Consider the following 22,905-nt stretch of genomic DNA (forward strand, 5'->3'; position numbering starts at 1 on the left):
GGCCGGGCAGACGAGCTGCCTCCTTTAGGGAAGGTGCTGTATGGAGCGCATGTGAACGCTTCCGAGCTCACGCCCGGAGAGCAGTCCCGATCAGCCTGTGATGGGTTTGATGAGGCTGGGAAGCCAGACGTCGGCCTTTGCAACGTCCTTCGGCGCGCCGGCCGTGGCCGTGTCGCGCGCCAATTGCAATGCAACAGAGAGTCGTTTCTTCATGTTGTTCTCTCCCTTTGAACAGGCCTCTTGTGAGCCATTGTGTCGCGACTATACCGGCCGAGACTTCCCCGGCAAGTGAAACTGCGTTCAGGATTATGAGAGAGGACTAAAGTCTAGCGCTGCGTAAATTGCAGGCAAAAGAGGCGTGAGACACTGATCCTGCTGCAGGCATGCAGATTCCGTCGGCGGGCATGCGTGAGTATCAAAGGCTGAGAGCAATCGGCGGTTGAGGAGCCGCGATGTCGGCGAGCGCTTCAGCGTGCTTGCAGCAGGGATGGATCGAGCGGTGTCAGCCGGGCGGGGTCGAATGGCGACACGTCAATCTCCCGCGTTGCGCCTTCAGCGATCAGTTCTGCCAGCGCTTCCCCCGTCGCCGGCGCATTGAGGATGCCCCAGACATTGTGCCCGGTCGCAACATAGAGGCCATCGCTCCGCGGCACCTTGCCGATCAAGGGCAAGCCGTCCTGCGTCACCGGACGGAAACAGGCCTGCTGCGCGATGATCCTTTCGGGACGGAACAGCGGCGATAGCCGCTCGGACATGGTTTGCAGCCGCGCGATCGCATCGCGATCGGGCGCCACGGCGGCGGGATCGAGCGGCAGCGGCGCGATGTCGGAAAGGGCCGTGACGTGCGTGCTGCCGTCCGCGCGCGGGAAGACCTCGATCGACACTGCGCTGCCGTCTTCCTCGCACTCCAGGAATAACGCCTCGGCTGGCACGTCGGCGGCGGTGTCGTAGACGATGCTGGGGCTGCGCTGGCCGTAGACGGCGGGCAGGCTCATCCATTGCGCCGCGAGCAGCGACCACGGCCCCATCGCGATCACGACGGCATCCGCCTCGATGAGGTCGCCATCGATCTCGACGCCCGTGGCTGTCGCTCCGTCGGTGCCGCGCGTGATGCCGGTGACGCGGCCGGGGCGATGCTCCGCGCCTTGCGCCAGCGCTGCGTTCATCACGGCCGACGTGAACTTGCGGGGATGAACGATCGCAGTCGTCTCCGCCGTGCCGATGCGCTGTGCAATGACGACGCCGTCGCTGAGCCAGCCAAGCGCGGACGGTGCATCCCGGCGCGCGTCGCCGTCGGACGCAACGAAACCGCTATAGGCGGTCATCGTCCGGTAGCCCCAATCGCCCGAGATCTCCTCCGGCAGTTGCGCGTGAAGCGCAAAGCTGCGCCGGGCCAGCGCATCGAGCGGCGTGCCGGTGCACCAGTCCCGTGCCAGGAAGCCGCCGGCCTTGCCCGACGCGGCGGCCGCGACCTCGGTCCGTTCCACGACGGTCACGTCGATGCCGCGGCGGCGCAGGAAATATGCCGCGCAGGCCCCGATCACGCCGCCGCCGCAGACCACAACGCGCATGTTCTCTCCCTTGTCGATCCCGCGGCTCGCGACTTCATCAGCTGTGCCGTGTTTCAAAATGTTTCACGCGGGCGTCATACCCGGTGGATACGTTCACTGCGGCAATTTGAAGCCGCAGGTGGGGGCTTCTTCTCATTTTCGTAGATCGGGTCTGGCGCAGGACAATTCAACGTTGCTGCCTGCGGCGAGCCTTGTTCTGTCCAAAGCTGTTCTAGGGAGCGACGATGACGAGACTTCGCGAAGGGAAGTTGGAAGACGTCTACGGCAGGCTGCGCAAGATGAGTTTTCTCGTGCTTGCAGCCTGCTTTGCGATTTGTTCGATCGTCAGCGCGCATGCTGACGATGACGACCGGGGCAGGGGAGGCGAGAGCCGGGCCTATGCCATCGGGCTGTGGGGCGATTTGCCATATTCCGACCTCCAGGCGCAGGTCGGCGTGCCGAATCTGATCGCCGACATGAACGACCAGAAGCTGGCCTTCACGGTGCATGATGGCGACCTGAAAGCCGGCAGCGGCACGCCGGGATCCGTGACTCCCACGACGTGCAGTGACGCTCTGTATCAGCAGGGGCTCGGATATTTCAATGCCTTGAAATCCGCTGCGATGGTGACCCCCGGCGACAATGACTGGACCGACTGCGACCGGCCGGCGAACGGCTCGTTCAACTCGCGCGACAGGCTCGACCACGAGCGGAAGGTTTTTTTCAGCACTGACTATTCCCTTGGCCAGCGGCCGATCAAGCAGCAGGTGCAGCATGACAAGCTGTGCCTCGATCACAACAACCAGCTGACCGGGTGCGTCGAAAACCGCCGCTGGATCATGAAGGGCGTCGTCTACGCCACGCTCAACATTCAGGGATCGTGCAACAATCGTTGCGATACGTTGCCGGACGACGCCGAATGGGCCGCGCGCAACAACGCCAACATCCTCTGGATGCAGCAGACCTTCGAGATGGCGAGAACATATCGCGCCGCGGCCATCATGTTCATCTCGCAGGCGGACCCGGGCTGGGATCAGTCGGACGGAACCCGCGCGCCGTTGCGTGACCCGAAGACGCTTGCGCAAACGGACGCCAATCCGGATGGTTTCCAGGCTTTCCTGGTTGCGCTGCGCGATGAGGTGGTCGCCTTCGGCAAGCCCGTCGCCTACGTTCATGGCGACTCCCATTACTTCCGTATCGACCGGCCATTCCTCGATGCCAAGGGCCGGCGGCTCGAAAACTTCATCCGCGTCGAGACCTTCGGCGACAATCAGGCGAACGGCAACAACGACGTGCATTGGCTGAAGGTGTTCGTGGACGACCGCAGCCGCGAGGTGTTCGCGTTCCAGCCGCAGATCGTACCCGCCAATCGGACCGCTGTGCCGGCGCCGCCGAAGCGTGGCGATGATTAGCGGGCCGTGCCGCCTCCGGTGCTGACCTCAGCTGAGGTCAGCCTGGGGGCGGTCGGATCGGGCGCCGGCGGATCGCGCCGGCGCCTAGCTCGCGTAACCCCGTTCCAGCGATTGACGCTGCCGGTGCCGGTCCAGCGCCAGATCGACGAGGCGGCTCAGCAGCTCGCCATACGGCACGCCCGACGCTTCCATCATCTTTGGATACATGCTGATCGACGTGAAGCCGGGCAGGGTGTTGATCTCGTTGAAGCAGAACTCGCCGGTTTTCCGGTCGAGGAAGAAGTCGACGCGCGCGAAGCCGCTGCATTCGAGCGCCGCGAACACCCGGGTTGCGAGTGACCGGACGCGCTCCATCTGTGCCGCGTCGAGCCTGGCCGGAAGGTCGACCCGAGCGCCATCGGGATCGAGATATTTTGCCTCGTACGAATAGAACTCGTGATGGGCGTTGGGGTTCAGCTCGCTGGCGAGACTGGCGAACAGCGTCTCGTCCTCGAGCACCGCGACCTCGATCTCGCGCGCGTCGATGCCCTGTTCGACCAGCACCTTGACGTCATAGCGAAACGCATCATCGAGCGCCGCTTCGAGCGCATCCTGCGTCTTGACCTTGTGGATGCCGACGCTGGAGCCCATGTTGCACGGCTTGACGAAGACCGGGAGGTTCAGGCCCTCGACCGCCTTCGCAAGCGATGAGATGCGGTCCTGGACGAAGGCCTTGCGGGTGAGCACGCGATAGGGCGCGACCGGAATGCCGGCGAATTCAGCGAGCCGCTTGGCGACATCCTTGTCCATGCTGACGGCGGAGGCGAGAACGCCCGATCCCACATAGGCGACGTCGGCCAATTCCAGCAGGCCCTGCACGGTGCCGTCCTCGCAAAGCGGCCCGTGGATGACGGGAAAGACGACGTCGATCTCGATCGGGACGGCCGCGCCTTGCGTGATCGGCACAAGGACGCCGCGTCCGTCGGGTCCCCTCGCGAGCCGCATCTCCGGCGCATCGGGCAGGATCGGCAACGCCGCCGCGGGCGCCTGATCGAGCGAACGAAGATCGTTCCATTGCCACCGGCCCGTCTTGTCGATGGAGACCGGGATCACCTCGAAGCGGGTGCGGTCGAGATGCCTGAATACCGAAGCGGCCGATTTCAGCGAGACCTCATGCTCACCGGACCTGCCGCCATAGAGAACAACGACGCGAATTTTGTCTGCCATGGCTCAATTATCACGCGCTCGATCCGGAAGTCACCCTTTGTTGCCCGATTCAAGCATCGACGGAGCGATGGAAACAATTCGGCGCCGGCGAGGCACGCCGGCGCCGTGTCGCAATTAAAGGCTTGTGCCGTTCAGCCCGGCCCCGCGCCTTGCGTCGCCGTAAACACGGCGTAGAGCGACTGGCTCGCGGCCATGAACAGGCGGTTGCGCTTGGGGCCGCCGAAGCAGATGTTGCCGCACACCTCCGGCAGGCGGATGCGGCCGAGCAGCTTGCCCTCCGGCGACCACACCGTCACGCCGCTATAGCCGACGGCGCGCCCGGCATTGCTGGAGGCCCAGACATTGCCGTTGACGTCGCAGCGCACGCCGTCCGGGCCGCACTTCACGCCGTCGATCGTGCAGTCGGAGAAGCGCTTCTGGTTGGAGAGCTTGTTGTCCGCCCCGACGTCGAACACGAAAATCTCGCCCTTGCCGCCGGGGCCGCTGTCGCCCGGTCCCTTGCCGGTCGAGACGACGTAGAGCTTCTTGAAATCGGGTGAGAAGCACAGGCCGTTCGGATCCGGCACCTGCTCCTCGGTGACGACGAGGTCGACGCGGCCTGAGGGATCGATGCGGTAGCAGTTGGTCGGCAGCTCGCGCTTGCCCGGTGTGAAGCCGGCCGGCTGTCCGATCCGCGGATTGAGCTTGCCGCCCGAATTGCTCGGGCCGCCGGCGACGTCGGGCTCGCCTTCGTACAACTGGCCGCCATAGGGCGGATCGGTGAACCAGTAGCTGCCGTCGGGATGCGCAACGACATCGTTCGGCGAGTTCAGCTTCTTGCCGTTGTAGTTGTCGCAGAGCACGGTGGCGGTGCCGTCGTGCTCATAGCGTGTCACGCGTCGTGTCAGGTGCTCGCAGGAGAGCTGGCGGCCCTGGAAGTCGAATGAATTGCCGTTGGAGTTGTTGGACGGGGAGCGGAACACGCTGATGCGGCCGTCGTCCTCGCTCCAGCGCATCTGCCGGTTGTTGGGAATGTCGCTCCACAACAGATAGCGGCCCTGCGCGCTCCAGGCCGGACCTTCGGCCCATAGCACGCCGGTGTAGAGGCGCTTGATCGCTGTGTTGGGCTGCGCGAGATCGTCGAACGACGGATCGACCGCGATGATGTCGGGGTCCCAGAAATAGGTTGTCGGCGCGCCGTTGGGGCCGAAATCGCGGGGCGGGGTCGTGATCGTCGTCGGCGGTGCGGCAGGCCCGGTCTGGGCCAGCGCGGGGCCGGCCATTGTGGCCGCGGCGCCGAGCGCCAGTCCCCGGACAAGTGTTCGTCGTGAAAGCGCAGCATCCTGGTCACGCGGCTCGTGGTCACGAGCCTCCTGGCGTGTCATCGCGTCCTCCCGGTCATGTTCGGCTGGCCGGTTGATCCGGCCGAGCGCGGCGAAGGTTAGTCTGGTCCGCGTCAGGTTGCGAGAGGCAGGTTCGCAGCCTCCGCGCGATGCCGCGAGATCGCCGCAACATCGCCGCATTGCGGGGCTGTGCGAGGTGAAAGTCGACAATTCGCCTCGCCCGCGAGCTGTTAACCGGGACCGGTTTTGAGACCTGTCAAGCCTTGACCTCGCGCGCGATGCTGGCAGAACGGTGTGCGGGGCAAATACCGGAGTTCTCTGTGTTAGCCGTTGTTGCACTGGTCATTGCGCTCGCCGTCGCATTCGCCGCCGGCTATTTCACCCGCGATCTCGCCTCCCGCAAGCGTCGGGCGGAGGCGCGGCGCTGGCGGGAATACAGCGAGCCGGGCTGGCTGCGCGCCACGACGCCCGCCAACACCAACGAAGTTGCGAATTCCAACGCGGTTGCGAAGGTGGCCACCGGCGAACTCGGCCAGATGCTGGATCGCTGGGAGAGCAGGGCCCGTGCCCGCCGCGCGGGATAGCTTGACGTTGCTCCGTCGTTCGGATGGAGCGAGGCGCAATCTACTCGCCGTCAGCCAGAAGTGCGCGTCACGCGACGCGATGCCGATCAGGTCAGTCTTCCTGACCATCTTTTGGCGTTGCAGTTGCGGCCATTTCTCGTCTAGAAACAGGCGCATCGGGCCTCCCGGCAACCAACCGTCAACGGTTTTGACCGAGGATTTGAGGGCTCAAAAGGGTCTGGCAATGCTGATTCGCGGCCAAATCGATGGGATTTCGGGGGAGGTGGCTCTGGCCGCCGCCACGATCCCGGCCGCGCTGCTGCCCACCCTCCTTCTTGGCGGCCTTCTTCTTACTTGCCCCTGAGGGCCGGCTGGGCGCCACGCGCCTGGGCGCTCAGGGGTTGGTCGAGATCACCGGACACCTCAAGCGCCCAGCACTGAACGGCGCAAAAGCTCAAAAGGAAATCTAGTAATGGCCCCCGTGAACAAGTCCGACAAGGACCGCGTCATCATTTTCGACACCACGCTGCGCGACGGCGAGCAGTGCCCCGGCGCCACCATGACCTTCGAGGAGAAGCTCGAGGTCGCCGAGCTCTTGGATGATATGGGCGTCGACGTCATCGAGGCCGGCTTCCCGATCACCTCCGAGGGCGACTTCCAGGCGGTCAGCGAGATCGCCCGCCGCTCCAAGAACGCCGTCATCGCCGGCCTGTCCCGCGCCCATCCCGCCGACATCGACCGCTGCGCGGAGGCTGTGAAATTCGCAAAGCGCGGCCGCGTCCACACCGTGATCGCGACCTCGCCGCTGCACATGCGGGTGAAGCTGAACAAGACCCCGGAGCAGGTGATGGAGACCTCGGTCGCCATGGTCGCCCGCGCCCGCAACCAGATCGACGATGTCGAATGGTCGGCCGAGGACGGCACCCGCAGCGAGATGGATTACCTGTGCCGCATCGTCGAGGCCGTCATCAAGGCCGGCGCGACCACGGTGAACATCCCCGACACCGTCGGCTACACGGTGCCGGAGGAATACACCCACTTCATGAAGACGCTGATCGAGCGCGTGCCGAACTCGGACAAGGCAGTGTTCTCGGTCCATTGCCATAACGATCTCGGCATGGCCGTTGCCAATTCGCTGGCCGGGGTCGTCGGCGGTGCGCGCCAGGTCGAGTGCACCATCAACGGCATCGGCGAGCGCGCCGGCAACGCCGCGCTCGAAGAGATCGTGATGGCGATCAACGTGCGCAACGACAAATTCCCCTACTGGAACAAGATCGACACCACGCAGCTCACCCGCGCCTCGAAGGTGGTGTCGGCGGCGACCTCGTTTCCGGTGCAGTACAACAAGGCCATCGTCGGCCGGAACGCCTTCGCGCATGAGAGCGGCATCCACCAGGACGGCGTGCTGAAGGACGCCTCCACCTACGAGATCATGCGGCCGGAAATGGTCGGCCTGAAGCAGTCCTCGCTGGTGCTCGGCAAGCACTCCGGCCGCCATGCCTTCGTGCACAAACTGGAGGAGATGGGCTACAAGCTCGGTCCGAACCAGCTGGAAGATGCGTTCACGCGGATGAAGGCGCTCGCCGACCGCAAGAAGGACATCTACGACGAGGACATCGAGGCGCTGGTCGACGAGGAGATGGCGGCCTCCCACGACCGCATCAAGCTGACCTCGCTGACCGTGATCGCCGGCACCCATGGCCCGCAGCGCGCGACCATGAAGCTCGACGTCGACGGCCAGATCAAGATCGAGGAGGCCGAGGGCAATGGTCCGGTGGACGCGGTGTTCAACTGCATCAAGCGCCTCGTTCCGCACGAGGCCAAGCTCGAGCTGTACCAGGTCCATGCCGTCACCGAAGGCACCGACGCCCAGGCGGAAGTCTCGGTGCGTTTGTCGCATGACGGCCGCTCGATGACGGCGCGCGCGGCCGATCCCGATACGCTGGTGGCCTCGGCCAAGGCCTATCTCGGCGCGCTCAACAAGATCGTCATGAAGCGCCAGCGCGACACGGTGACGACCGCCGCGGCGAGCTGACAAGCGAAGCTTGTCATTCCGGGGCGCCTCGAAGAGGCGAACCCGGAATCTCGAGATTCCGGGTCTGGTCCTTCGGACCATCCCGGAATGACGCCGGTTGTGGTGGCGAATAGCTGCCCTGCTAAGGGCCAATAGCGGCTCGGTCTCCCAGCCGCTATTGATGCTCGCGGCTATTGGATAAGGCGCCCCGCGTTGGGCAGCCCAAGAGAATAACAACAGGGAGAGATCATGCGCACCTTCGCGATCGCGGCGTCCGTCGCGGCACTGGCACTTGGCTTGGCCATGCCGGCATCGGCCCAATCGCCGATCATCATCAAGTTCAGCCACGTCGTCGCCACCGATACGCCGAAGGGCAAGGCGTCGGAGAAGTTCAAGGAGCTCGCCGAGAAGTACACCGGCGGCAAGGTCAAGGTCGAGGTCTACCCGAACTCGACGCTCTACAAGGACAAGGAAGAGCTCGAGGCGCTTCAGCTCGGCAGCGTGCAGATGCTGGCGCCGTCCAACTCCAAGTTCGGCCCGCTCGGCATTCGCGAGTTCGAGGTGTTCGATCTGCCCTACATCCTGCCCGACCTGAAGACGCTGCGGAAGGTGACGGAAGGCCCGCTCGGCGCGCGGCTGCTCAAGCTCCTGGACTCCAAGGGCATCACCGGCCTTGCCTATTGGGACAACGGCTTCAAGCAGATGAGCGCCAACAAGAAGCTGATCGCGCCGGCCGATTACCAGGGCGTCAAATTCCGCATCCAGTCCTCGCGCGTGCTGCAGGCCCAGTTCAAGGCGCTCGGTTCGCTGCCGCAGGTGATGGCGTTCTCGGAAGTCTACCAGGCGCTGCAGACCGGCGTGGTCGATGGCCAGGAGAACACCTGGTCGAACATCTATACCCAGAAGATGCACGAGGTGCAGAAGTACATCACCGAGACCAACCACGGCTACATCGGCTACGTCGTGATCGTGAACAAGAAGTTCTGGGACGACCTGCCGGCCGACATTCGCGACCAGCTGTCGAAGGCGATGAAGGAAGCCACCGACTTCAACAACGCGCAGTCGCAGAAGGAGAACGACGACGCGCTCGCCGAGATCAAGAAGGGCGGCAAGAGCGAGATCATCAAGCTCACGCCGGAGCAGGACGAGGCGATGCGCAAGGCGATGGAGCCGGTCTACAAGGACGCCGCGAGCCGCGTCGGCCAGCCGCTGATCGACGAATTCCTGAAGGAATCGAAGAGCACGACGAACTGATCCAAAGGATGCATGAATGAAGGGGCTTCCGTGCCAGGCGCGGAAGCCCATTTTTTGTTGCGAATGATTTCCGGTTGCGGCTGGAGGTAAAAATCAGGCGTTACATCTTCGTAAGGACGCCCTCCCTGTCCAAGTTGTAATTTGCGTGTCAGATGCCCCGGGCCCATCCTCAGCGCATCCTTCCAGAGGAGGTTCGCATGAGGAAATTCACCATCGCAGCCATCGCCGTGCTCAGTATCGCCGGCTCGGGCGCGGTCTATGCCCAATTTCATCGCCCGTGGATGGAGCATTTCCGCCACGTCCGGATGAACCCGGAAGACCGCGCCGCCTTCGTCGACGCGCGGATCGCCGCCGTCCATGCCGGGCTGAAGCTCAACGCCGACCAGGAGAAGCTGTGGCCGCCGGTCGAGGCCGCCGTGCGCGAATTCGCCAAGCTGCGCATCGACCGCGCCAATGCGCGCATGAGTGCCGTCCCCGGCGCCGCCGACAAGCCGGAGGATCCGGTCGCCGGCCTGCGCCAGCGCGCCGAGGACATGGCGGCTTCCTCCGCGGCCCTGAAGAAGATCGCCGATGCCGCCGATCCCCTCTACAAGACCCTGGACGAGGGCCAGAAGCGGCGCCTCGCCGTGCTGACCCGTCACCGCGGCCCGTTCGGCGGCGGCGAGGACGGCCCGCCCCGCCACTTCATGGAACGCGGCATGGACCGCATGATGGAGCGCGGCATGGACCACGTCCATGGCGACCGTTTCGACCGTGACGGCGGCCCGGACCGGGATCGCGAGGGCCGGCTCTGAGCCAACCTGGACTTTCCAGGGATTAACCTTGGCGAAGCCGCTGGAATCCAGCGGCTTTTCGCTTTTTTGGGCCTGTGGAAGAACCTTGGAAAACATGCGCCACATCGCTTGCCAGACCCGGATCGCTTTGCTAAACGACCGGCCTCGCAAGGCATTCACCGCCTTTCGGGCGCATAGCTCAGTTGGTAGAGCAGCTGACTCTTAATCAGCGGGTCCCAGGTTCGAGCCCTGGTGCGCCCACCATTTAAAAATCCTTCCTCATCAATACGTTACAAGCGGCAATGCCGAGAAAATGGGTCTCGTGCGACGTTTTTTTGGTCGCACGTCGCACGCCATGCGCGAGTTGCCGATGCTCTGAATGTTCTCGGCCCGGAATCTGGCACGCGAGAACCGTCGATGGCAGGACGGATCGTAGGGGTATCGTGGCTTCCGCGCGAAACCAAAGGTCCGTGACGATCCGGACACGCCGTGGACGATCGATCTGTTGCCGGCAAGCAGTGGCGCGAAAGGGTGGACCATCCACCGCGCTTAGTTTTCCAGATCGATGCTTACGCGGCCGCTGTGGAGAGAGTCCCAGTTCGCGTCCAACCGTTCCCCAAGGAGGAGACGAGCCCAGTGCCGGTTATCCACGTCGATCTGCCGGAAGCTGCGACATTAGCGCGATCCATTTGTGAGATCGCGATTTCGCAATCTCCCGCGGCGGATCGCCCAGCGTTCATGGCTATGGCGCATCACGCGATCGAGCGCTGCCGGTGAACCCAAGGTCTTCTCGGGGACGCAGGCGATGACGGCATTGCGATCCTCGACGAATTGCTCATCGACGATCCATGTCCGCAATTCTTCACCGGCGAGTCTGGCTGCGATCCGGTCGGGTGTAGGATCGATGTCGTGTGCGACCGTTACGTTCATCACGATCCGGCCGCCCGGTGCCAGACGGGCGCGGATGGCGTCGCAGGTCTCCGCGTCAAACTCCTCCGCGTATCGGAATCCCGGTCCACCGACGTCGATCGCAATGCCGTCGTAATATGCGCGGTCATCGAATACGAATTTTCGAAAGTCGGAAACGACGCAGGGCAGATCGTCCGGTAGATCGAAATACCTGTGCGCGAGCACGAAACTGATCGGGTTGATGTCGACGATGGTCAATCTCTTGCCGAGACGCCACAGCCGTGTCGCGAGATTTCCGCCGCCACAACCCAGGACGAGGATCTGTTCGGACCGAGACAGAAGTTCGTCCATGAGCTTCACATAGGTGAAGACACTTTCTCCGTCGGGCGTGGCCTGACTTTGCCTTACGCCCTCCTCGAAGTACACGCGTGTTCCATCCCATGAACACTCGACGATGTCGATCTGTCCGTTCGTTCCTTGATAACGCCCCAGCAGTTTCACGGCAGACAAAGACCTTAAGATATGGGCATTAGAACGCATGCTTTAAACATCTCTTATCATGTAATTTGCTAAGAACCAATCACTTCGGGTGCCGTTGATAGTATTTCCCGTATTCTTCGATAGAAATTCGACACAGGTTTCTGGCCGCAATCCGGTTCAAGCCCGCGAGAACTGGCGGTGATATATTTTGTATCTAGATTGATGCTTGAAGCGGTAATTTGGATGGTGTAAATATATTCGATGAGAAATTTGCCGAAGGCCGCCATTTCATGATCACGGCCAATCAACTCAGGGCCGCCCGCGCGCTCCTGAATATAGACCAGCGGCAGACGGCCGAACTCGCCGGTCTCTCAGTCCCCACCATTCAGCGCATGGAAGCAAGTGACGGAGTTATCCGTGGGAATGTCGATTCTCTGATGAAATTGGTTTCTGCCCTGGAGAATGCCGGGATCGAATTGATCAATCCGGGGGTTACGAGTTCGGCCGGTGGTCGAGGCGTCCGTCTCAGGGAGCACGTCGCGAAGCCGAAAATGAAGAACATGAAGCAGTCCAAGCCCTCTACGCCGCGGAGTTTGGAACGGGTGCGATGACCCCTCGAGCCATTCGAATGACGGGTTTCTCGATCGAGGATGATGAAAACGCTGAAGACAAGCGTACTTGCAAGCGGTTTCTCACGCCTTGAGGCGCCTAGTAGCACTGCACATTGATTATGACCGGTTGGTCTTGGGGGCAGAGTAGCTCTGGCAGCAACTTTGGATCAACGAGGATCTCGATGCTGCGAGAGGTCCTTGGCGGCCTTCTGACGAGGCAAGCGCGCTGCAGCGTCAGCACCATCTGGTGAACCGACGGCGTGCTGACGCGGAAATATTCCTGCATGTCGGTTTCGGCCGGGGGCCCGCGATGCAGCCGGCTATAGAGGGATAAAGGCCAGATCCTGCCCCTGCTTGGGCGTGAAGGTTTTTGCCGCAGGACTCACGCCGGCCATCCGATTCAGTTGTTCGTGTGTGCCTCGAACGAGGAGGCACGCCATGAATGTACGCTATCGGGTCGAACTCAGGCGAATCGAGCGTACCGAACTCAGGGCGCTGCTCGGCGGCGGCAAGCATGCGTCCCGCAAGCTCAAGCACGCACGGATTTTGCTGGCCGCCGATGGCCGAGCCAGCGATGAGGCCGACGGCGTTGGATCGCGACTAGACGCGGTGGAAACGTCATCCCGATACTGTGCGAAAAGGATCGGCGTCATCGCAAGGACTATCCCGGTCTGAACGCGCCCTGCGATCACGCCGGCTTGGAATAGCCGAAGGCGCCGCCACAGCCTCAAATGGAATTGGTGTTCTTGGCCGCCTGATCGAGTAGGGCGAGAAGTCCTCGCAAGATCGTGGTGGGCGGCGGAGGACAGCCGGGAATATGAAGATCGACGGGAACCACCTGCGAGACCCCTCCTACCACCGCATAGCTGCCGGCAAAGCAGCCGCCATCCCGGGCGCAATCTCCGACGGCGACGACCCATTTCGGATCGGGGGTCGCATGATAGGTGCGCTCCAACGCGTCGCGCATGTTCTTCGTCACCGGTCCGGTCACCATCAACACATCGGCGTGACGCGGCGACGCAACGAACCGGAGACCGAAGCGCTCGACGTCGTAATAGGCATTGTTCAACGCGTGGATTTCAAGTTCGCATCCGTTGCAAGATCCTGCATCGACCTCGCGTATCGAGAGGCTTCGGCCGAGGCGCCGTCGTGCCGCGCGACCGACGGCAGTTGCGAGCTCGGTCACCGCGGCATCGTCCGGTGACGGTGCTTGCTCGGTGAACGGCCGGCGAAACAGGCTCTCAAAAAGCAGCTTGCGCATCTGGTGCCGTTCCTCAGAGATCGTGGCCCGAATAGGAGCAATTGAAGGATTTGTTGCAGAGCGGGAAGTCGGCGATGATGTTGCCCTCGATCGCGGCCTCTAGAAGCGGCCACTGAAACCACGACGGGTCGCGCAGATGGCATCGTTCGACCTTGCCATCCCGCAAGCGGAGCCAAACCAGAACGTCGCCGCGAAATCCCTCGACGATCGCCATGCCTTCCCGCGCCTCCCGCCGATGCCCCGCATGCGTTCCCAGCGGGCCATCGGGAAGCCGGTCCAATATCTGGTCGATCAGCAAAAGACTCTGTTCAACTTCGCGCACGCGGATCCAGACGCGAGCGTTGACATCACCCTCGTTCAGGACCGGTACATCGAAGCGCAGTGCGTCATACGGCGCATACCCAAGTGTCCTGCGTGCGTCGAATGAGCGGCCGGACGCGCGGCCTACGTAGCCTCCAACGGCATACTGCCTAGCCAGAGCGGCCTTGAGTACGCCCGTATCGACAGTACGATCCTGTAGCGATGCCGTATTGTCGTAGAGCTCGACCAAAGCAGGAAAGCGCAACCGGATGGTATGCAGCGTCGTCCGGATGATTTCTCTCCCTTCCTCAGTGAGGTCGCGGGTCACGCCACCGGGTACGATGATATCACGCATCAATCGATGGCCGAATGCGGTATCGGACGCGCGCAGGATGCTCTCTCGCAACACGCCGCAAAGGGCGTGCATCAGCGTAAAGGAGGCGTCGTTGCAGATTGCGCCGATGTCGCCGAGATGGTTGGCGAGCCGTTCGAGCTCTGCGAGCAAGGCACGCAGCCAAACCGCGCGATCGGGCACGACAAGCTGTAAGGCTGCTTCGGCCGCTCGCGAAAACGCAAACGCGTAGGCGACTGTGCTGTCGCCTGACACGCGTCCGGCGAGCTGGACAGCCCGTTCAAGATTGGCTCCAGTCATGAGCCCCTCGATACCCTTGTGGGTATATCCCAGCCGTTGCTCCAGCCGGGCCACAGTCTCACCGCTGGCCGTAAACCGAAAATGCCCCGGTTCGATAATTCCCGCGTGCACCGGACCGACCGCGACCTGATGCAGACCGTCGGCCTCCACCGGCAGGAAATGATAGGGGGATGCCTTCGACAACGCGTTGATGCGGTTTCCCAAGGGGAAGCGAACGGCCCAACAGTCGTGATCGAACCACGGGCGAGTGTCGGGCAAGCCTTCCGCTGACAAACCAAACAGATCGTTGATGGCGCGCTCCAGTCGAAGCGCCGGCGGGTGGTGTTTGCCGACCGAAGGATAAGTGCGGTCGGGGCAATCCAGGCTGACGGTGGCGACTTCTGCCGTATGTCCATCCATAATCGCCATGTGCACCGTTGAGGGTTCTCCCCAAAGGCCAAGCAGGCTCCAGCGTCCATGTGCCAGCTCGCTTGCCGCAAATGTCCAAACGGAAGCATCGACTGCAGCTCGCGGCCACGGGCTGTGTTGTTGGACCGGGCGGCCCTCCAGCATGAGATCGATCAGCGATGGCATATCCTGTTGATCTCCAAACTATCCAAGAAGGCGTGCCACGTGTTGGAACCATGTGACGAGCGGCGCCGGAAGATAGAGTCCCGCAATCAGAACCAGCGAGAGATGGGCAAACATCGGCACGTAGGAAGCCTCGGCTGACTTGGTGCTGCCTCGAGGTTCGCCAAATGCGACGCTCGTCAGGCGCAACGTCAAAGCGCCGAACGCCAACAACAGCCCGAACACCAGCACGATCGCGAGCAGCGGCTGGCGTGCGAAGGTCGAGCTTACGACCAGGAATTCGCTCATGAAGATGCCGAGCGGCGGCAAGCCGGCGATCGCGACGACGCCCGTTACCAGACCCCAGCCGAGCGCCGGATGGGTCGCGGTCAAGCCCCGGATCCGGGAGATTCGCTGGGTGCCCTTGATCTGCGATATATGCCCGACGGCGTAGAAGATCGCGGACTTGGTCAGGCTGTGCATCACCATGTGCAATAGCCCTGCGAAATTGGCGAGCGGGCCGCCCATGCCGAACGCGAACACGATGATGCCCATGTGCTCGATCGAGGAATAGGCGAACAGCCGTTTGATGTCGCGTCGGCGGTAGAGCATGAAAGCGGCGAAGAGGAGCGAAATCAGGCCCATCGTCACCATCAGGGGGCCGGGAGCGATTGCCGCCGGATTGGCGGCGAGCAATATCTTGAAGCGCAATAGCGCGTAGAGCGCGACATTCAGCAGCAGCCCCGACAGTACCGCCGATATGGGCGTCGGACCTTCGGCGTGGGCGTCGGGCAGCCATGCGTGCAGCGGCGCCAGACCGACCTTGGTGCCGTAGCCGAGCAGCAGGAATATGAAAGCGACGTTGAGAAGCGCAGGATCGAAATTCGCGGCATGTTGGATCAGAAGTGTCCAGACCATGCCGTCCTGCCCCTCGCCCATGACCGGACGCGCCGCCATATAGACCAGGATGGTACCAAACAGGGCGAATGCGATGCCGACACTCCCCAGAATGAAATATTTCCATGCCGCTTCCAGAGCGGCGTGGGTACGATATATGCCGACCATCAGTACCGTGGTGAGCGTCGCAATTTCCACCGCGACCCACATCAGCCCGATATTGTTCGACACGAAAGCGAGGTTCATGCCGAACATCATGGTCTGATACATGGCGTGGTAGAAACGCAGATAAACCGGTGTCAACCGCCCAGTCTCCAGTTCATGCGCGATGTAGCTGGCGCTGAAGATGCTTGTCGTGAATCCCACGAAGGTGTTGAGCACGATGAAGACGATGTTGAGATCGTCGACGAGCACGTACGGCCCCGGCGGCGGACGTTCGATGACGAACAACGAGAGGGCCGAAAGAAATGTCGCCAGGCTCGCCACGACGTTCAACCGGGCCGTCAGCCGGTAACCAGGCAGAACGGCGAGCAGCGCTGCCGAGCCGATCGGAATTACCAGGATGGCTGCGACCGAATCGAAGGAAGCTATGTTCATCGCCGTTCGCCCCGGTAGTCATCGAGCGCGGAGACGTCGACGGAATCGAAACGTTCGCGGATCCGGAACAGGAAGATGCCGATGACGATGAATGCGATCAGGATCGAGAAGGCGACGCTGATCTCAACCACCAGCGGCATGCCCTTGGCGCCGGTTGCCGCCAGCACCAGCCCATTCTCGAGCGACATGAATCCGACGACCTGGCTGACGGCGTTGCGACGGGTTACCATGACCAGAAGTCCGAGCAGCACGACCGACAAGGCAAAAGCGAGATCCTCGCGCGCCAATGGATCGGCCTCCGCGGTCACGCGCAGCATCAGCACCATTGAGAGGGCAACCAGTGCCATCCCGGCCAGCATGGTCGGGCCGATCCCCACGGCGGACTCGATGTCACGATGTATCCCAAGCTGCTTGACGATGCGATGCAGCGCCACCGGAATGACGATCGCCTTGAAGACGAGCGCGATTGCAGCCGTGATGTAAAGATGAGGCGCGTCCTGGACAAAGGCCTGCCAAGCGACGGACAGCGCGAGCACCAGGGCATGAAGCGCAAAAACGTTGAGCAGCGAATAGAGCCTGTCCTGGTACAGCATCATGAAGCTGATCAGGACGAGCCCGCCGGCCAGCGTGTGCGAGACGTCGAAGGAGAGGCTGTGCATCTGCATCAGAAGCTCTTTGACACGAACAGGAGGAGGGTGCCGAGCAGGCCCAGCATGAGGGCCGCACCGAGAAATTGCGGAACACGAAAGACCCGCATTTTCGCCGTGGCGGTCTCGAACAGCGCGAGGAAAAAGCCGGCAACCGCGAGCTTGACGAGGTAGGCGACGGCGCCGATGGCATAGGAAAACGGCCCGGTACCGAAGACTGCTATCTTCCAGGGAAGGAACACGCACGCGATCAGCGAGACATAGAGCAACAGTTTGAGGAAGGCGCCGAATTCGATCATTGCGAGATGGCGACCGGAATATTCGAGAACCATCGCTTCGTGCACCATGGTGAGCTCCAGGTGCGTTGCGGGATTGTCCACCGGTATTCGCGCGTTCTCCGCGAGCGCCACCATGATGAGCGCGATCATCGCCATTCCCAGCGATACCCGTAAGCCGACATAGGACGAGGCCATGAAATTTGCGACCGTCGAAAGTTGGGTCGAGCCGGCAATCAGCGCCGTGCAAAATACAAATAGCAGCATCGCCGGCTCCGCAAGCGCCGCTATCATGACTTCGCGGCTGGAGCCGATGCCGCCAAAACTGGTGCCGACGTCCATCCCGGCGAGCGCAAGAAAGAAGCGTGCACTTCCCAGCAGCGCCACGATGGCAATCAAGTCCGCCGTCCAGTTGAAGAGGAGGCCGGTAGCGAACGTCGGCACCAGGGCGGCGGCAACCCAGATCGCGGCGAAGGTTACATAGGGTGTCACGCGGAACAGCCAGGAGGCGTTGTCCGCCAGCACCACTTCCTTGCGGAGCAATCGCAGGAGATCAAGATACGGTTGAAAGACCGACGCTCCCTGGCGACGCACCAGGCGGGCCTTCATCTTGCGCACAAAGCCGGTCAGCAGCGGCGCCAGCAGCAGCACCAGAAGCATCTGCATGCCTTGCACAAGAATGTCCGACATCACGACCATATCGCGAGAACCAGAAGGAGTGTGACGAGGGTCGCAAAGACCAGGCTGAGATAGCGCCGGATGGTCAGGAACTGTAGGCGATTGAGTTTATCGGCAGAGAAGCCAACGGCGCCTGCTATCGGCTCATACATTCGCTCCCAGATCAGATCGTGCAATTCGATTCGCAGGCGCGCTGGCCTGATATCCCCGGGGGGCGGCATCTCGACATGATCGCGGGCGTGGAACACGAGCGTACCGAAGACGCGGCGGATAGGCTGAGCGAAGCTTCCGCTCGAATATTGGGCCGCGGGTGTCGGATCGGAAAAGCCACAGCCCCAGGCCGGCCCCCGCCTTAAGGCACGAGAGGCAAAGCGATGGATAAAGACGACGGCCGCTGAAGCGGATATCGCGATGAACACCATAACAAGCAGCCCGTTGTATGAACTGCGACTCTCCGCAATCGGCGCGATCGAAAGCCAGGGTTCGTTGGCCTGGATCGGCATGCGGCCGCCGAGGATCTGCAGCGTGATCGGCGAAAGCGCGTCGATCACCAGTCCCGGCAGAATTCCGGCCAGCAAGCAAAGTGCGGCGAGGATGAACATTGCCGAAAGCGAGTAGCGGTCGACTTCCTCTGCGGTTTCCGCCGCCACGCCGCGCGGACGCCCGAGAAAGGTCACGCCGTAGGCCTTCACGAAACACGCCGCTGCCAACGCAGCCGCCAAGGCCAATAGAGCTCCGACCGCAGGCACGGTGATCTTCAGCGCCCATTGCGGCAACTCCGGGCTCTGCAATACAGCCTGGAACATGAGCCATTCCGAGACGAAACCGTTGAAGGGCGGAAGCGCTGAGATCGAGACACAGCCGACGAGAACGGCGAAGCTTGTGTACGGCATGCGATGAATGAGGCCACCCAGCTTGTCCATGTCCCGTTCGCCGGTCGCGGTCAGCACGGCACCGGCGCCGAAGAAAAGCAGACTCTTGAAGAAGGAGTGATTGAGAACGTGAAACAGAGCCGCCGCAAACGCGAGCGCGGCCTGTAGTTTCAGGCCGTTGGCCTGGAAGGCCAATGCAAGGCCGAGGCTTGCGAATATGACGCCGACATTTTCGATCGTACTGTAGGCGAGCAGGCGCTTGAGGTCCTTTTCCATCATCGCATACAAGATCCCCATTACGGCAGTGAGGCCGCCAAGAGAAAGCACGATCACACTCGCCCACCAGCTCGGCTGTCCCAGGAGATCGAATACCACGCGAATGAAGCCGTAGATCGCGACCTTGGTCATGACGCCGCTCATCAGCGCCGAGACGTGGCTCGGCGCCGCGGGATGCGCGAGCGGCAACCAGACGTGCAGCGGCACCAGGCCCGCCTTTGAACCGGCGCCGAGCAACATGAGGATCAATACCAACGTGGCCACGTAGGGCGTATGTTGAGCCGTGCGAATGGCGGCAAATTCGTAGTCTCCCGCCGGCCCCGCCAAGAGGCCGAAGGCTAGCAGCAGGGCGAGCGTGCCGAAGCTCGCCATGACGAGGTAGACGTAACCGGCTTTCGCGTTGCCCGGTTCACGATGGTGCGCCATGACGAGCGCCCAGGACGCGAGCGACATGAATTCCCAACAAAGCAGATAAGAAAACGCATCACCCGCCAGCACCACAAGATTCATTCCTGCCAGGAAGGCGGGGAAGAAGGGCAACACGCGCTGCGGCGCCTCCTCATGATGACCGTAGCCGAGACCATAGAGGCTTGCCGATGCCCCTCCGAGATTGACGACGACGAGAAAGAACGAAGCCAGTCCGTCGAGGCGGAAATGGGCGCCAAGCCACGGCAATCCGATTGGCAGAATCAGATCGGCGGCGTTCGCGGTATCGCCCAGCAACCAGTGAATGGATCCTATCAACGCAATCGCAGACGCGGCTAATGTCGCGCCGTAGATGATGGTCGTGGCGATCGTTGAGCGGCTCAGAACAATCGCCAGAACTGCCGATCCAAGCATTCCGGCAACACACAGCATTTGCAAAACGACAGCCGACATTACCTGCGCGCCTTCATTCCGCTTGATGCTTTGTTCTCTATCTGATTGTTCAAATAGATTTTTGCCGATCCGGAATTGACTTTCAGCCGCACCCCGCGCCCCTCGGCGCTACTGACAGCCCCTTCGTCGATCAACTCAATGCCGGCGGTGTCGAGAGCTGTAATCAGCTTCACCAGCGAATCGACATTGCCCCGAACCATGGCCTCACTCGCCTCCATGCGCTGGATCGTTGGCACTGAAAGCCCGGACAGTTCTGCGAGCCGTCGCTGATCGATGCCGAGGAGCACCCTGGCCGCCCGCAATTGAGCCGCTGTGATCATCGATCGCCCCACCACCCGATTCGAACGACGTCATCCTTCTATCGTAACTAGTCATGTTATAATGTCAATATATGATAGTTAAAACATCTAATCTAAACGAAATGTCATCGCGGGCTGTCGGCATCCAATCCTGATGCGTCGGGAGCCAATATGAGTTCGGCACCCGCGTGCGAGCTCATCGACCATACGTTTGAGGTTGTCGTCGCGGGCGGTGCCGGTTTGCGCGCCACCCAGGGCGCCGTCGGGAGCGGGCCTGACGACCGCCTGCATCACAAGGTGTTTGCGACCCGCAGCGATACTGTCGTCGAACGGCTCGGGCCCGCAATGGCCCGGACGATCGATGCAGGTCGCCGCGTATCGTCGCGATTGTTCCTGACCTCGACATTCGCGTTGCCGCGCCTCCACCACGCTGCCGGACCGATCGTATGGCCACCTCGACCTTCGTCGGGGGCGACGAACGAGGGCTTGGCTTGCCCATTGAACAACGTTAGATGTAAGCGATCGTGTTATCCGTGGTTAAGTTGTTGTCTCAATCTGTTGCGCGAGTCGCGGGACCAGGCAAATCCTGCATGGTTCCCGGTTGGGATTCAGGCTGTTCTGGCTGGGTGTGAAGTCTGGGTCATGACCATTGCGATTGCGAAAGCGCCTGACGAGACTGCAGACATAACGAGCGGCAATGATCCTGATCTTCCGGCGTCGCTGCTTTCCTTCATTCTGGTAGCCAAATTCCTTGGCGTCCCGGCCGACGCTGGTCAGATCGCTCACGACCATGGCTCGCCGGGCGAGCGATACCAGCTTGAGGACCTCGCCCGGATCGCCAAGCGGCTGAAGATCGTCGCCAAGGTGAAGCCTGCGGCCACTGAGGCGCTTCACAAGGTCCCATTGCCTGCGCTCGCCGAATTGGAGGGCGGCGAAGCCGTCGTTCTGCTCAAGATCGACCAGCAGCCGGCTGGATCGCGCTTCCTGATCCAGCGCGGCAATGGCGGGCGCCCCGAGGTGTGGTCGGCGGACGATTTTGGCGGCCGGTATGCCGGACGGCTGCTGCTCATGACGACGCGCGAGCTGATGGCGGGGGCGACGCGCCCCTTCGACATCAGCTGGTTCATTCCTGCGCTCGTGAAATACCGGGGGCCGCTGCGCGACGTGCTGATCGGGTCCTTCTTCCTGCAACTGATGGGACTGATTTCACCTATCTTCTTCCAGCTCGTCATCGACAAGGTGCTCGTCCACCAGTCGCTGACGACGCTCGACGTGCTGGCGGTGGGGCTCTCTGCAGTGCTGATCTTCGAGACCGGATTGTCGGCGCTGCGCAACTGGCTGTTTGCTCACACCACCAATCGCGTCGACAGCGAGCTTTCGGCGCAGCTGTTCCGGCATCTTCTCAACCTGCCGCTGTCGTATTTCGAGGCACGCCGTGTCGGCGACAGCGTTGCCCGCGTGCGCGAGCTCGACCGCATTCGCGAGTTCCTGACCTCGAATGCCGTCACCGTGGTGATCGATCTCTTCTTCACCATCGTCTTCTTCGGCGTCATGTACGCCTATAGTCCGCTATTGACCCTGGTCGTCACGCTGTCGATCCCCCTCTATGTCGCGATCTCGGTGATCGTGACGCCGCCGCTGCGCGCCCGTCTCGACGAGAAATTCAAACGCGGCGCGGAGAACCAGTCCTTCCTCGTCGAAAGCGTCACGGGGATCGGCACGCTGAAGGCGATGGCGGCGGTCGACAATCTGACGGGCCGCGAGGGCCAGTCCACGCGCTTTGCTAGGCGCTGTACATGGCATCGCGGAGAGTCTCTACGAGCGGTTTGTCGGGGAGGGAATGTCGAAGGACAGCGCCTTCCTCAACACCGCGGAGTCGATCACCGGGCCTATCAGTAAGACGATCTCGCGCTCCCGTCTGAAGGCGGTGTACGAGCAGCTTGAGGACAAGGAGAAGGCGGCGTTCCGCGCCGCCTACAACGCCTCGTACCATCCGTGCCGTGAGATTCTCGAGGAGATCTACGACGACGTTGCCTCGGGCAACGAGGTGCGCAGCGTCATACAGGCAACCCGGCGCCACGGCATCTATCCGATGCGTAACATCGACACCACCGAAATGTGGACCGTCGGCGATAAGGTGCGCGTCGATAAGGAGCGCAACTATGCGCCAGTCAATCCGGAAACCGCCGGCGTCTATCTAGCCTGTATGATGGCGCAGGTCGATGTGCTAAAGGATCACGGCCACCCGTATTCGGAGATCGCCAATGAATCAATCATCGAGGCGGTCGATTCGCTCAATCCCTATATGAGCCATAAGGGCGTGTCATACATGGTCGACAATTGCTCGACCACGGCGCGGCTCGGCGCCCGCAAGTGGGCGTCGCGTTTTGATTATATTCTGAAGCAACAGGCCTTCCCCATAATCGGGGGGGCCTCGGTAGGCGACAACACTCCGTTCGACAAGTTCCTTGCCAGCGATATCCACGAGGTGCTTGCGGTCTGCGCCGAACTGCGCCCGTCGGTTGATATCTCCTTAGTGCCGCGGTGAGATGCTGGACCGGGCCTCGCGCATATGACGTTGCGCCGTGGGCGCGGCGTTGTGGTCGGCCGGAAGGTCGGCCAGCCGTTT

Annotated in this window: 20 protein-coding genes, 1 tRNA gene and 1 pseudogene; 10 read left to right on the forward strand and 12 right to left on the reverse strand. The window is 62.1% G+C overall.

What is annotated here, in order from left to right:
• Positions 1-90 precede the first annotated feature (90 nt).
• Both AB5K84_RS13760 and AB5K84_RS13765 read right to left on the reverse strand, forming a co-directional pair.
• On the reverse strand, positions 91-213 hold the full coding sequence (locus tag AB5K84_RS13760; protein ID WP_256380425.1) for a hypothetical protein: 123 nt from the start codon (positions 211-213) through the stop codon (positions 91-93).
• 254 nt (positions 214-467) lie between these two features.
• Positions 468-1,571: an NAD(P)/FAD-dependent oxidoreductase gene (locus AB5K84_RS13765; RefSeq protein ID WP_441232516.1), complete on the reverse strand. Its 1,104-nt coding sequence runs from the start codon at positions 1,569-1,571 to the stop codon at positions 468-470.
• 224 nt (positions 1,572-1,795) lie between these two features.
• On the opposite strand from AB5K84_RS13765, the gene AB5K84_RS13770 reads away from it, so the two are divergent.
• Entirely contained in the window at positions 1,796-2,962 is a 1,167-nt protein-coding gene (locus AB5K84_RS13770; RefSeq protein WP_441232517.1) for a hypothetical protein, read from the forward strand.
• 84 nt (positions 2,963-3,046) lie between these two features.
• Here the strand turns inward: AB5K84_RS13770 and AB5K84_RS13775 are convergent, their stop codons facing one another.
• Both AB5K84_RS13775 and AB5K84_RS13780 read right to left on the reverse strand, forming a co-directional pair.
• A complete protein-coding gene (locus AB5K84_RS13775; protein WP_441232518.1) occupies positions 3,047-4,168 on the reverse strand; it encodes a D-alanine--D-alanine ligase family protein in 1,122 nt (373 codons plus the stop codon).
• A gap of 131 nt (positions 4,169-4,299) precedes the next feature.
• A complete protein-coding gene (locus AB5K84_RS13780) occupies positions 4,300-5,532 on the reverse strand; it encodes an SMP-30/gluconolactonase/LRE family protein (RefSeq protein ID WP_271551248.1) in 1,233 nt (410 codons plus the stop codon).
• Between the two features lie 278 nt (positions 5,533-5,810).
• Between AB5K84_RS13780 and AB5K84_RS13785 the strand changes: the two genes are divergently transcribed.
• The 5 genes from AB5K84_RS13785 to AB5K84_RS13805 all read left to right on the forward strand — a co-directional run bounded on the left by AB5K84_RS13785 (position 5,811) and on the right by AB5K84_RS13805 (position 10,358).
• Complete coding sequence (locus AB5K84_RS13785; protein ID WP_028176124.1) at positions 5,811-6,074, forward strand: hypothetical protein; 264 nt, start codon at positions 5,811-5,813, stop codon at positions 6,072-6,074.
• A 451-nt stretch (positions 6,075-6,525) separates the two neighbouring features.
• Entirely contained in the window at positions 6,526-8,088 is a 1,563-nt protein-coding gene (locus tag AB5K84_RS13790; RefSeq protein WP_110117008.1) for a 2-isopropylmalate synthase, read from the forward strand.
• 228 nt (positions 8,089-8,316) lie between these two features.
• On the forward strand, positions 8,317-9,321 hold the full coding sequence (locus AB5K84_RS13795; protein WP_028176123.1) for a TRAP transporter substrate-binding protein: 1,005 nt from the start codon (positions 8,317-8,319) through the stop codon (positions 9,319-9,321).
• Between the two features lie 197 nt (positions 9,322-9,518).
• Complete coding sequence (locus tag AB5K84_RS13800; protein ID WP_060908522.1) at positions 9,519-10,115, forward strand: Spy/CpxP family protein refolding chaperone; 597 nt, start codon at positions 9,519-9,521, stop codon at positions 10,113-10,115.
• 167 nt (positions 10,116-10,282) lie between these two features.
• Positions 10,283-10,358 (forward strand) — tRNA-Lys (locus AB5K84_RS13805).
• Between the two features lie 411 nt (positions 10,359-10,769).
• Here the strand turns inward: AB5K84_RS13805 and AB5K84_RS13810 are convergent.
• Positions 10,770-11,504 (reverse strand): spermidine synthase, encoded by a 735-nt coding sequence (locus AB5K84_RS13810; protein ID WP_309142083.1) that lies wholly within the window; start codon positions 11,502-11,504, stop codon positions 10,770-10,772.
• A 269-nt stretch (positions 11,505-11,773) separates the two neighbouring features.
• Here AB5K84_RS13810 and AB5K84_RS13815 point away from each other — a divergent pair, with 269 nt between their 5' ends.
• Both AB5K84_RS13815 and AB5K84_RS13820 read left to right on the forward strand, forming a co-directional pair.
• The gene (locus AB5K84_RS13815; RefSeq protein WP_011089086.1) at positions 11,774-12,094 is read left to right on the forward strand and encodes a helix-turn-helix domain-containing protein; all 321 of its coding nucleotides are present in this window, start codon (positions 11,774-11,776) and stop codon (positions 12,092-12,094) included.
• 438 nt (positions 12,095-12,532) lie between these two features.
• Positions 12,533-12,736, forward strand: a pseudogene (locus AB5K84_RS13820) (IS630 family transposase); the annotation flags it as partial.
• Positions 12,737-12,821: 85 nt separating this feature from the next.
• On the opposite strand, the gene AB5K84_RS13825 reads toward AB5K84_RS13820, so the two are convergent.
• From AB5K84_RS13825 to AB5K84_RS13855, 7 genes are read right to left on the reverse strand one after another with little or no spacing between them, the layout of a single operon-like run.
• The gene (locus AB5K84_RS13825; RefSeq protein ID WP_060908519.1) at positions 12,822-13,355 is read right to left on the reverse strand and encodes an NADH-quinone oxidoreductase subunit B family protein; all 534 of its coding nucleotides are present in this window, start codon (positions 13,353-13,355) and stop codon (positions 12,822-12,824) included.
• Positions 13,356-13,368: 13 nt separating this feature from the next.
• Positions 13,369-14,880, reverse strand: coding sequence for a hydrogenase large subunit (locus tag AB5K84_RS13830; RefSeq protein WP_182869334.1), 1,512 nt, complete (start codon positions 14,878-14,880; stop codon positions 13,369-13,371).
• Between the two features lie 18 nt (positions 14,881-14,898).
• Positions 14,899-16,350, reverse strand: coding sequence for a hydrogenase 4 subunit F (locus AB5K84_RS13835; RefSeq protein ID WP_011089082.1), 1,452 nt, complete (start codon positions 16,348-16,350; stop codon positions 14,899-14,901).
• The gene (locus tag AB5K84_RS13840; RefSeq protein ID WP_027548289.1) at positions 16,347-17,009 is read right to left on the reverse strand and encodes a hydrogenase-4 component E; all 663 of its coding nucleotides are present in this window, start codon (positions 17,007-17,009) and stop codon (positions 16,347-16,349) included. The genes AB5K84_RS13835 and AB5K84_RS13840 overlap by 4 nt, the downstream gene beginning before the upstream one ends.
• A gap of 5 nt (positions 17,010-17,014) precedes the next feature.
• On the reverse strand, positions 17,015-17,971 hold the full coding sequence (locus AB5K84_RS13845; RefSeq protein WP_028176117.1) for a respiratory chain complex I subunit 1 family protein: 957 nt from the start codon (positions 17,969-17,971) through the stop codon (positions 17,015-17,017).
• A complete protein-coding gene (hyfB, locus tag AB5K84_RS13850; RefSeq protein ID WP_027548290.1) occupies positions 17,962-19,977 on the reverse strand; it encodes a hydrogenase 4 subunit B in 2,016 nt (671 codons plus the stop codon). The genes AB5K84_RS13845 and hyfB overlap by 10 nt, the downstream gene beginning before the upstream one ends.
• Positions 19,977-20,297: a helix-turn-helix domain-containing protein gene (locus tag AB5K84_RS13855; protein ID WP_028176116.1), complete on the reverse strand. Its 321-nt coding sequence runs from the start codon at positions 20,295-20,297 to the stop codon at positions 19,977-19,979. The genes hyfB and AB5K84_RS13855 overlap by 1 nt, the downstream gene beginning before the upstream one ends.
• Positions 20,298-20,516: 219 nt before the next feature.
• Here AB5K84_RS13855 and AB5K84_RS13860 point away from each other — a divergent pair, with 219 nt between their 5' ends.
• The gene (locus AB5K84_RS13860) at positions 20,517-22,175 is read left to right on the forward strand and encodes an ABC transporter transmembrane domain-containing protein (RefSeq protein ID WP_441232519.1); all 1,659 of its coding nucleotides are present in this window, start codon (positions 20,517-20,519) and stop codon (positions 22,173-22,175) included.
• The gene (locus tag AB5K84_RS13865) at positions 22,057-22,824 is read left to right on the forward strand and encodes a hypothetical protein (RefSeq protein ID WP_441232520.1); all 768 of its coding nucleotides are present in this window, start codon (positions 22,057-22,059) and stop codon (positions 22,822-22,824) included. Before AB5K84_RS13860 ends, AB5K84_RS13865 begins: the two co-directional genes overlap by 119 nt.
• Positions 22,825-22,905 lie beyond the last annotated feature (81 nt).

Origin of the sequence: Bradyrhizobium sp. 1200_D9_N1_1, assembly GCF_052075915.1 — a bacterium.
In the GTDB taxonomy this organism is placed as follows: Bacteria; Pseudomonadota; Alphaproteobacteria; order Rhizobiales; family Xanthobacteraceae; genus Bradyrhizobium; species Bradyrhizobium diazoefficiens.

Excerpts from the sequence above, each read along its gene's own strand:
- AB5K84_RS13760 (WP_256380425.1), bottom strand. The coding sequence starts at position 213 with ATGAAGAAACGACTCTCTGTTGCATTGCAATTGGCGCGCGACACGGCC.
- AB5K84_RS13765 (WP_441232516.1), bottom strand. The coding sequence starts at position 1,571 with ATGCGCGTTGTGGTCTGCGGCGGCGGCGTGATCGGGGCCTGCGCGGCA.
- AB5K84_RS13770 (WP_441232517.1), top strand. The coding sequence starts at position 1,796 with ATGACGAGACTTCGCGAAGGGAAGTTGGAAGACGTCTACGGCAGGCTG.
- AB5K84_RS13775 (WP_441232518.1), bottom strand. The coding sequence starts at position 4,168 with ATGGCAGACAAAATTCGCGTCGTTGTTCTCTATGGCGGCAGGTCCGGT.
- AB5K84_RS13780 (WP_271551248.1), bottom strand. The coding sequence starts at position 5,532 with ATGACACGCCAGGAGGCTCGTGACCACGAGCCGCGTGACCAGGATGCT.
- AB5K84_RS13790 (WP_110117008.1), top strand. The coding sequence starts at position 6,526 with ATGGCCCCCGTGAACAAGTCCGACAAGGACCGCGTCATCATTTTCGAC.
- AB5K84_RS13795 (WP_028176123.1), top strand. The coding sequence starts at position 8,317 with ATGCGCACCTTCGCGATCGCGGCGTCCGTCGCGGCACTGGCACTTGGC.
- AB5K84_RS13800 (WP_060908522.1), top strand. The coding sequence starts at position 9,519 with ATGAGGAAATTCACCATCGCAGCCATCGCCGTGCTCAGTATCGCCGGC.
- AB5K84_RS13815 (WP_011089086.1), top strand. The coding sequence starts at position 11,774 with ATGATCACGGCCAATCAACTCAGGGCCGCCCGCGCGCTCCTGAATATA.
- AB5K84_RS13825 (WP_060908519.1), bottom strand. The coding sequence starts at position 13,355 with ATGCGCAAGCTGCTTTTTGAGAGCCTGTTTCGCCGGCCGTTCACCGAG.
- AB5K84_RS13830 (WP_182869334.1), bottom strand. The coding sequence starts at position 14,880 with ATGCCATCGCTGATCGATCTCATGCTGGAGGGCCGCCCGGTCCAACAA.
- AB5K84_RS13835 (WP_011089082.1), bottom strand. The coding sequence starts at position 16,350 with ATGAACATAGCTTCCTTCGATTCGGTCGCAGCCATCCTGGTAATTCCG.
- AB5K84_RS13840 (WP_027548289.1), bottom strand. The coding sequence starts at position 17,009 with ATGCACAGCCTCTCCTTCGACGTCTCGCACACGCTGGCCGGCGGGCTC.
- AB5K84_RS13845 (WP_028176117.1), bottom strand. The coding sequence starts at position 17,971 with ATGGTCGTGATGTCGGACATTCTTGTGCAAGGCATGCAGATGCTTCTG.
- hyfB (WP_027548290.1), bottom strand. The coding sequence starts at position 19,977 with ATGTCGGCTGTCGTTTTGCAAATGCTGTGTGTTGCCGGAATGCTTGGA.
- AB5K84_RS13855 (WP_028176116.1), bottom strand. The coding sequence starts at position 20,297 with ATGATCACAGCGGCTCAATTGCGGGCGGCCAGGGTGCTCCTCGGCATC.